This window comes from Flavobacterium columnare NBRC 100251 = ATCC 23463, assembly GCF_002530675.1.
Lineage (GTDB): Bacteria > Bacteroidota > Bacteroidia > Flavobacteriales > Flavobacteriaceae > Flavobacterium > Flavobacterium columnare.
Genome location: NZ_PCMX01000058.1, coordinates 1 through 7368 on the forward strand (window position 1 = coordinate 1; position 7368 = coordinate 7368).

Here is a 7368-nt window from a genome sequence, read left to right on the forward strand (position 1 = left end):
AAAATTCGTTCTCTTAATGTTATAGATGATTTTAATAGGGAAGCATTAATGGTTACTATCAACAACAGCTTGCCTGCTCAAAGGGTGATTAATGAATTAGACAATTTAATCCAATGGAGGGGTAAACCAGAGCGAATTCGCGTAGATAATGGTCCCGAATTTATTGCACAAAAGATGAAGGATTGGTGCCAAAATAATCAAATAGAATTAACCTATATTCAACCTGAAAAACCTACCCAAAACAGTTTGATTGAGCGTTTTAATAGAACATTTCGACAGGAAGTATTGGATTGTTATATGTTTGAATCAACCCGCCAAATGCAGAATTATGTAAACGCATGGATATGGATTTATAATAATGAAAGACCTCATTCTGGGCTGAATTATATAACGCCTATAGGGTTCTTGTTGAAATATGGGAAACTCAACTTTGAAACCGCCGAAGAGTTTCCCACATTTCAACAAGAGAAATTTAAAATTATTGATTGTAATTCTTTAGTTTTGAATGTAGCTAATTGAGGGAAGTTTACACATTTACTTTTTTTGTCGCACTTTACAATTACTCCCCATATTTTTTATGTGAGCCAAAACAAATCCCCTTCCAACAAGAAATGAGAGGCTCAGCCGAAATCATCACCGAAGATCTTAGACTCATAGAAAGAATACTCTATCAGTTTAGAGATATCTTTAAAAGTAATGAGTGATTAAAAACCTAAAATAATCCTCGCAATGGTAAAATAAATTAAAATTCCCAAAATATCATTACTTGTAGTAATAAAAGGTCCGGTGGCTAAGGCAGGATCTACTCCATTCTTATTTAAAACAATAGGTATAAAAGTACCTATTAGGGACGCAATTACGATAACTGATAATAAAGCGGTAGTAACTGTTAACCCAATATGAATTTCAAAACCTAGTAAATAATAGCTTCCTAATAATAAGATCGTAGAAAGAATCAAACCGTTTAACAAGCTCAATGATAGTTCTTTTAATAAACGTTGCAAAATAGTTCCGCTAATTGAATTATTAGCCAAACCTTGTACAATAATGGCCGATGATTGCACTCCTACATTTCCTCCCATAGCAGCAATTAAAGGGGTAAAAAAGAATAACTGAGGATGTTCTTTCATGGCTGGTTCAAATAAACCTAAAACACGAACACTAACAAATCCTCCTAATAAAGCTAAAACTAACCAAGGCAAACGAGCTCTCGTAAGTTCTAAAATACTATCATCAGCCTCTACATCTTGGGAAATACCTGCTGCCATCTGATAATCTTTATCTGCTTCTTCCTTGATTACATCTACAATATCATCAATCGTAATACGTCCCACTAAACGCCCCATTTCATCGACTACAGGAATGGCTTCTAAATCATATTTTTGCATGATACGTGCCACTTCGGTATCCATTGTATCTACTTTTACGTAATCTACTTTTTTGATATATACATCGCTAATGGGGGTTTTGGTGGATGTTGTTAGTAAATCTTTTAGGGAAAGTCGTCCTTTCAGGCGGTCTTCATCGTCTACTACATAGATAGAATGCACACGTGTAACGTGCTCTGCTTGCATACGCATTTCTTTAACACAGGTCAGCACATTCCAATTTTCATTTACTTTTACTAACTCTTTCCCCATCAAACCACCTGCGGTATCTTCATCATAACGAAGTAATTCTACGATATCTTTTGCGTGTTCAACGTCTTCTAGCTCTAAGATTACTTCTTCTTTTTTAGACTGTGGTAATTCCGCTATAATATCGGCTGCATCATCTGTATCTAATTCGTCAATCTCTTCTGCAATTTCTTTGGCAGAAAGGTTTTTAAGGATTTTTATACGTACTTCATCGTCTAACTCTAAAAGAGCATCAGCGGTTTTTTCTGAATCTAATATTTTAAAAACATAATTAGCCCCATATTCATCTAGTTCATCTAAAATTTCGGCAATATCTGCAAAGTGAATATCCTGCAACAAGTTTTCTAATTCTTGTGCACGGTTTTCATTCACTAAATGCTCGATCTGAGCGATGAATTCTGGGGTAATTTTAAACTCCATCTGCTGCTATTTTTTGGGTGAGCTCTATGAATTGCTCTACTGATATTTGTTCTGGGCGAAGGTCAAAGATACTATCTTCTCTTAAATTATCCGAAAGATTAAAGCTTTTTAAACTATTTCTTAGTGTTTTTCTTCTTTGATTAAAAGCTGTCTTTACCACATTAAAGAATAATTTTTCATTACAAGGTAACTGAGCATTTTCTTTACGACGCATACGCATAACACCTGACTTTACTTTAGGAGGAGGTGTAAATACAAATTCTGAAACAGTAAACAGATACTCTGTTTCATAAAAAGCTTGTGTTAGTACGGATAAAATCCCGTAGGTTTTACTTCCTTTTTTTTCACAAATACGCTCTGCTACTTCTTTTTGAAACATTCCTGCAAACTCAGGAATTTGATCACGCATTTCTAATACTTTAAAAACAATTTGAGAAGAAATATTGTACGGAAAATTCCCAATGATAGCAAAAGGCTCATTGCCAAAAACTTTACTCAAATCAAATCTTAAAAAATCCTCAGAAAGAATCTTATTAGATAATTTTAAATAATGTGTTTTAAGGTATTCTACGGATTCCGTATCTATTTCGATTACATAAGTATCTATTGGTTTTTCTAGGAGGTACTTGGTTAAAACGCCCATTCCTGGACCAATTTCTAATACTTTATCATACCCTTGTAAGGTTAGCGCATCGGCTATTTTACCTGCAATATTTTCATCATTTAAGAAATGTTGACCTAGGTGTTTTTTTGCTCTTACTTTATCCATTTTTTTGTTTCAGGTTTCACGTTAATTTGTGTTATGTGAAAAGTTTCAGTTTGGGTTCGTACTTACCATTTATTTCCTTTAATTACTGAATGTCTAATAGGTCTTCCTAATTTAACCTTGCTAATGATTAAATCTTCTAAAGATAAAAACATTCTATTTTAAGAGTGTGTTTTCTTCCACTATGGCTTGAACGCTTTTCATTATAAGCACCTTCAAAATACCTATTAACAGAAATTCTTGTTATGAGTTCTATATTCAAGCTAATTGGAGAAAATTTAATTGAAATATTTTGATTTTAACATCATTTCAAAATTTTTCAATTTCATTAAAGACAGTAACCTTTTTTTGAAATTTTCTTCTGTTGTTTCTATCCAAAAATCAACATTAACGGAAAATGTCTTTGGTTTTGATGGATATTTTACTGCTCGATTGCTTACCATTAACTTTTTACTTTACAATCATTACGGAGCTCAATAAATTATTGAATTTCGTTATCTCAATTTCTATCATTTTTTATAAAATCAATAATAAAATTATTCTACTTTTCTGGTTTATGTTTCGTAGGAAAAACATTAATTTGTTTCAATAATTCGATAAATATGAATAGGTATCCAGCTCCTGAAAATTTTAAGAATGCTTCTCGTTGTTGTCTATTCCTTTCCTTATTCGAAACTCAACTTGCATCATTCTTAATGTTCTGAAATAATTTCTAACTCAGTTCTAAAAGTTAACATCTTGTCGCCAAAAAGACGCAATCCTTCTTCTCTTAATGCTGGCGCGTCTTCCTCGTAATAACGTTGTAAGGTTTCTTTACTATCGGTAAAATATTGTACTGCATACGTTATTCCTCCCAGTTCTTCTTCTACTAAAACTTTTACCATTTTTGCTGATGTAAATTTACCTGTTCCTATTACCTCTGCAATATGTTTATTTTGCATCCAATCGAACCATTGGTCATGAATACTTTCGTGAATATTTACAGTAACATTATATATGATCATTTTTATTTTTTTTTTAGGATTATATGTTTAAAAATCTAAAAGTTTATTTATGCAAAGATAGCTAAAAGTCGTTAAAGCCAGTCTTCTATAAATTACCGTCTCCCCTTAACTTTCGGTAATTCTGTTGTGATTCTACAAAATAAATACTATCGGGATGATTTAGAATAATTTTTTCATAGAGTTCCTTTGCTTTATCTGGTTTTTGAAGGTGTTTTCTAAAAATTTCGGCGCTAAAAAACAAGGCTTCATCTATATAAATTTCCTCTGAATGGTTATCAATAATCTGTTGATAACTATTTAGTGCTTCTGAATATTCTTGTTTGCTTTCATATAATTCTCCCATTTTTAGCAAAACATCATCTTCAATACTCTGTCCTTTGTGTTCTACTAAAACCTTCTTAAGATCTTCTAACGCTTCTATTTGTTTGTTCTGATATGCTAAATAATCGGCTCTTGAAAATTTCTTTAAGGCTACTTGTGTTGAGTCTTCTACTGTATTATCGGATATAAGCAAAAACAACTTCATGGCATCATTTGCAATAAGTTGAGAAGTAGATGATTTTAGCACTTCAAATTGTTTTTTAGCCCATTGAAAATCACCTTTATAATAACTCGCTTTTGCCATCTTTAGATTCGCATCATGCGCTATTTCATCGTTTTCTAATTCCGCTTCTACCTGTGCGTAATAAACAATAGCTTGATTAAATTTTTCATCTAAAAGTAATATATCAGCTAACTCTAATTTAACATCTGCTAAGGCATATTGACTCAAGGGCAATTGTAGTGCTTTAAATAATAAAGTTTTAGCATCTTCAAATTCTTTTAAATAAAAAGCTTCAAAATGTGCTTTTAAAATTTGAATTTTAATCGTATTGGATCCCGTTCCATAGTCAGACAAAAGTTTATTAAGCCTTTCTAATATGAATGGATATTCTTCTTTTTTAGCACGAGGAATATCTATTTTTAATAAACTATAATTAACTTGTAATTGCACATCTGGGTGAGTAGCGTATTCTAACACAAAATTTAAAATTTCACGTTCCGTATCGGTTTCTTTTTCTTGTGAAGCTAATCGTGCTAAGTTAAACAGGTTGTTGAAATTTTCGGGATTGCGGCGATAAATGGCTTTTTCTTGTATAAAAGCTTTATTATATTCTTTTTGATTAATAAAAAACCAACTCATAAATTCATTCCAAAATAAATCTTGGTTTTTCTGTGTTCTTAACAACAATGATTTTCGTAATGTATTTGCAAAGGTTTTGCTATGATCTTCTGTTAGAAAACGATTAAGCTGATTTTGAACTAATACTAGATTATTAGGGAATTTATGAGCATAATCTACCAATGATTCAATCATAAAGTCAATATTACCCAATTGCCCTTGTAACAAAGCTATTTGATAATCAAAATTAGCGTCTGGATTTAATTTTTGTGCCAATGTATAAGCTTCTACGGCTTGTGCGAGTAATACTTTTTGCTCTAATTCGCGTGCGATACTATACACGTTATTAGGGTTTTCATTTATTTTATTAATTGCTATCTTATAATTCTTATCTGCTAAATCCTGTTGTTTTTGGAGCTGATAATTATACCCTAACTCTACGTATAAATTAGGATATTTTGTTTTTTTAAGTTTTTCTTGTATTAAAACATCTGCTTTTTCAAATTGTTTTAATTGTTGATAACATATTACTACTTTTTGGAAAAAGGGATAATTATGTGGTTGTCTTTTCAGTAGTTCTTCGTAAATGACTATAGCTTTGTCAAATTCCCCTCGATCAAAATAATTTTGAGCCAAATATTCATTGGGATTATTATTTTGAGGCATCGTTACTTGCGGATTTCCTCCAGAAGGAGGCGTAACCGTATATACTTGACCCACGACTAAAAAAGGCCAAAACAATAGTATTTGAATTATCTTCTTCATTTCATCTAAAAAACAATGTACTAAAGTTACAATAATTTTGCCACTTTAGTACATTATAAATATTTGCTATATAGTTTAGTCTATAATATCAAAACCTGTATATTTTCTTAATACTTCTGGAATTATAATTCCTTCTGGTGTTTGATAATTTTCTAAAATTCCTGCTAATACACGAGGCAAGGCTAATGAGCTACCATTTAGAGTATGGGCTAATTGGGTTTTTCCATCTTTTCCTTTAAAACGTAATTTCAAACGGTTTGATTGGAAGGTTTCAAAATTAGATACAGAAGATATTTCTAACCAACGTTCTTGTGCTGTTGAAAATACTTCAAAATCATAGGTTAATGCTGAAGCAAAACTCATATCACCTCCACATAAGCGCAAAATACGGTACGGTAATTTCAACTCATTTAAAATTCCCTTTACGTGTTCTACCATTCCGTCTAAAGCTTGATAAGAATTATCTGGGTGTTCAATACGAACAATCTCTACTTTATCAAATTGGTGTAAACGGTTTAACCCTCGTACATGTGCTCCATACGAACCTGCTTCTCGGCGGAAACAAGGAGTATAACCTGTTACCATTACGGGCATTTCTGTTTCTTGTAAGATAACATCACGGTATAAATTGGTTACTGGAACTTCTGCCGTTGGAATTAAATATAAATCGTCAATTCCTACATGGTACATTTGTCCTTCTTTATCAGGTAACTGCCCTGTTCCATAACCCGATGCTTCATTAATTAAATGAGGCACTTGTACTTCATTATATCCCGCTTCTGTATTTTTATCGATAAAGTAGTTGATTAAAGCACGTTGTAATTTGGCTCCTTTTCCTTTGTAAACGGGAAAACCAGCACCTGTAATCTTAGTCCCTAATTCAAAATCAATAATATCATATTTCTTAGCTAATTCCCAATGAGGAAGCGCTCCTTCATGCAAAGTAGGAATTTCTCCTTCTTGAAAAACATTTAGATTATCATCAGCTGTTTTACCTTCTGGAACAATTTCTGTAGGTGTATTGGGTAGTTGATATAATTGCTGTGTTAACTCCTCAGCAATACTGTTTAGCGTTTCGGTTAATTCTTTACTCTGATCACGTAATTGGGTTGTTTTTTCTTTAATGATTTCTGCTTTGGCTTTTTCACCTGCTTTCATCATAGCCCCAATTTCTTTGGATAGTTTATTAGATTCCGCCAATACATTATCTAACTCCACTTGAGTAGCACGACGTTTTTCGTCAAGAGCTACCACCTTTTCTATCAGGGATCTGGCATCTATGTTTTTCTTTGCCAAAGATTTGATTACCGCTTCTTGGTTTTCTCTAATAACTGCTATCTGTAACATACTATAATTTTTAACAATCGCAAATTTAAAAATTCTATTACACCTATCCTTATCTAAAACGTTTATTTTTTTACAAATTAATTACTAGAATCTAATAATCTTTTACGATTATTCTTTTAATCCTTTTTAATAACTTTGTTAGATATGGTTAACTTAAACTAAAAACTGACAAATTTCATTCTTAAATCAAGAACTTATTAACTATTTCATGATTCTAGACCAACATCCCTATTAAATGATACTTTAATTATTAGTTTGTAAAATTAT

Annotated in this window: 6 protein-coding genes and 1 pseudogene; 2 read left to right on the forward strand and 5 right to left on the reverse strand. The window is 31.9% G+C overall.

Annotated features, from left to right (window positions below):
• Together B0A78_RS08580 and B0A78_RS14885 are read left to right on the forward strand one after the other, a co-directional pair.
• On the forward strand, nucleotides 1-519 hold a 519-nt coding region (locus B0A78_RS08580; RefSeq protein ID WP_133065785.1), incomplete at its 5' end, for an integrase core domain-containing protein.
• Between the two features lie 68 nt (nucleotides 520-587).
• Nucleotides 588-704: pseudogene (locus tag B0A78_RS14885) on the forward strand (HlyD family secretion protein); the annotation flags it as partial.
• Here the strand turns inward: B0A78_RS14885 and mgtE are convergent.
• The 5 genes from mgtE to serS form a co-directional block, all read right to left on the reverse strand.
• Nucleotides 705-2057 carry a magnesium transporter gene (mgtE, locus tag B0A78_RS08590; RefSeq protein WP_014165989.1) on the reverse strand — a complete coding sequence of 451 codons (1353 nt, stop codon included), beginning with the start codon at nucleotides 2055-2057 and terminating at the stop codon, nucleotides 705-707. It lies immediately after the preceding pseudogene.
• The gene (gene rsmA, locus B0A78_RS08595) at nucleotides 2047-2826 is read right to left on the reverse strand and encodes a 16S rRNA (adenine(1518)-N(6)/adenine(1519)-N(6))-dimethyltransferase RsmA (protein ID WP_014165988.1); all 780 of its coding nucleotides are present in this window, start codon (nucleotides 2824-2826) and stop codon (nucleotides 2047-2049) included. The genes mgtE and rsmA overlap by 11 nt, the downstream gene beginning before the upstream one ends.
• Before the next feature lie 689 nt (nucleotides 2827-3515).
• Nucleotides 3516-3827, reverse strand: a complete 312-nt coding sequence (locus B0A78_RS08600; protein ID WP_097609578.1) for a DUF4286 family protein — start codon at nucleotides 3825-3827, stop codon at nucleotides 3516-3518.
• An 85-nt stretch (nucleotides 3828-3912) separates the two neighbouring features.
• Nucleotides 3913-5754 carry a tetratricopeptide repeat protein gene (locus B0A78_RS08605; protein ID WP_097609579.1) on the reverse strand — a complete coding sequence of 614 codons (1842 nt, stop codon included), beginning with the start codon at nucleotides 5752-5754 and terminating at the stop codon, nucleotides 3913-3915.
• Nucleotides 5755-5829: 75 nt separating this feature from the next.
• The gene (serS, locus tag B0A78_RS08610; RefSeq protein ID WP_014165985.1) at nucleotides 5830-7101 is read right to left on the reverse strand and encodes a serine--tRNA ligase; all 1272 of its coding nucleotides are present in this window, start codon (nucleotides 7099-7101) and stop codon (nucleotides 5830-5832) included.
• Nucleotides 7102-7368: the final 267 nt, after the last annotated feature.

Excerpts from the sequence above, each read along its gene's own strand:
- mgtE (WP_014165989.1), bottom strand. The coding sequence starts at position 2,057 with ATGGAGTTTAAAATTACCCCAGAATTCATCGCTCAGATCGAGCATTTA.
- rsmA (WP_014165988.1), bottom strand. The coding sequence starts at position 2,826 with ATGGATAAAGTAAGAGCAAAAAAACACCTAGGTCAACATTTCTTAAAT.
- B0A78_RS08600 (WP_097609578.1), bottom strand. The coding sequence starts at position 3,827 with ATGATCATATATAATGTTACTGTAAATATTCACGAAAGTATTCATGAC.
- B0A78_RS08605 (WP_097609579.1), bottom strand. The coding sequence starts at position 5,754 with ATGAAGAAGATAATTCAAATACTATTGTTTTGGCCTTTTTTAGTCGTG.
- serS (WP_014165985.1), bottom strand. The coding sequence starts at position 7,101 with ATGTTACAGATAGCAGTTATTAGAGAAAACCAAGAAGCGGTAATCAAA.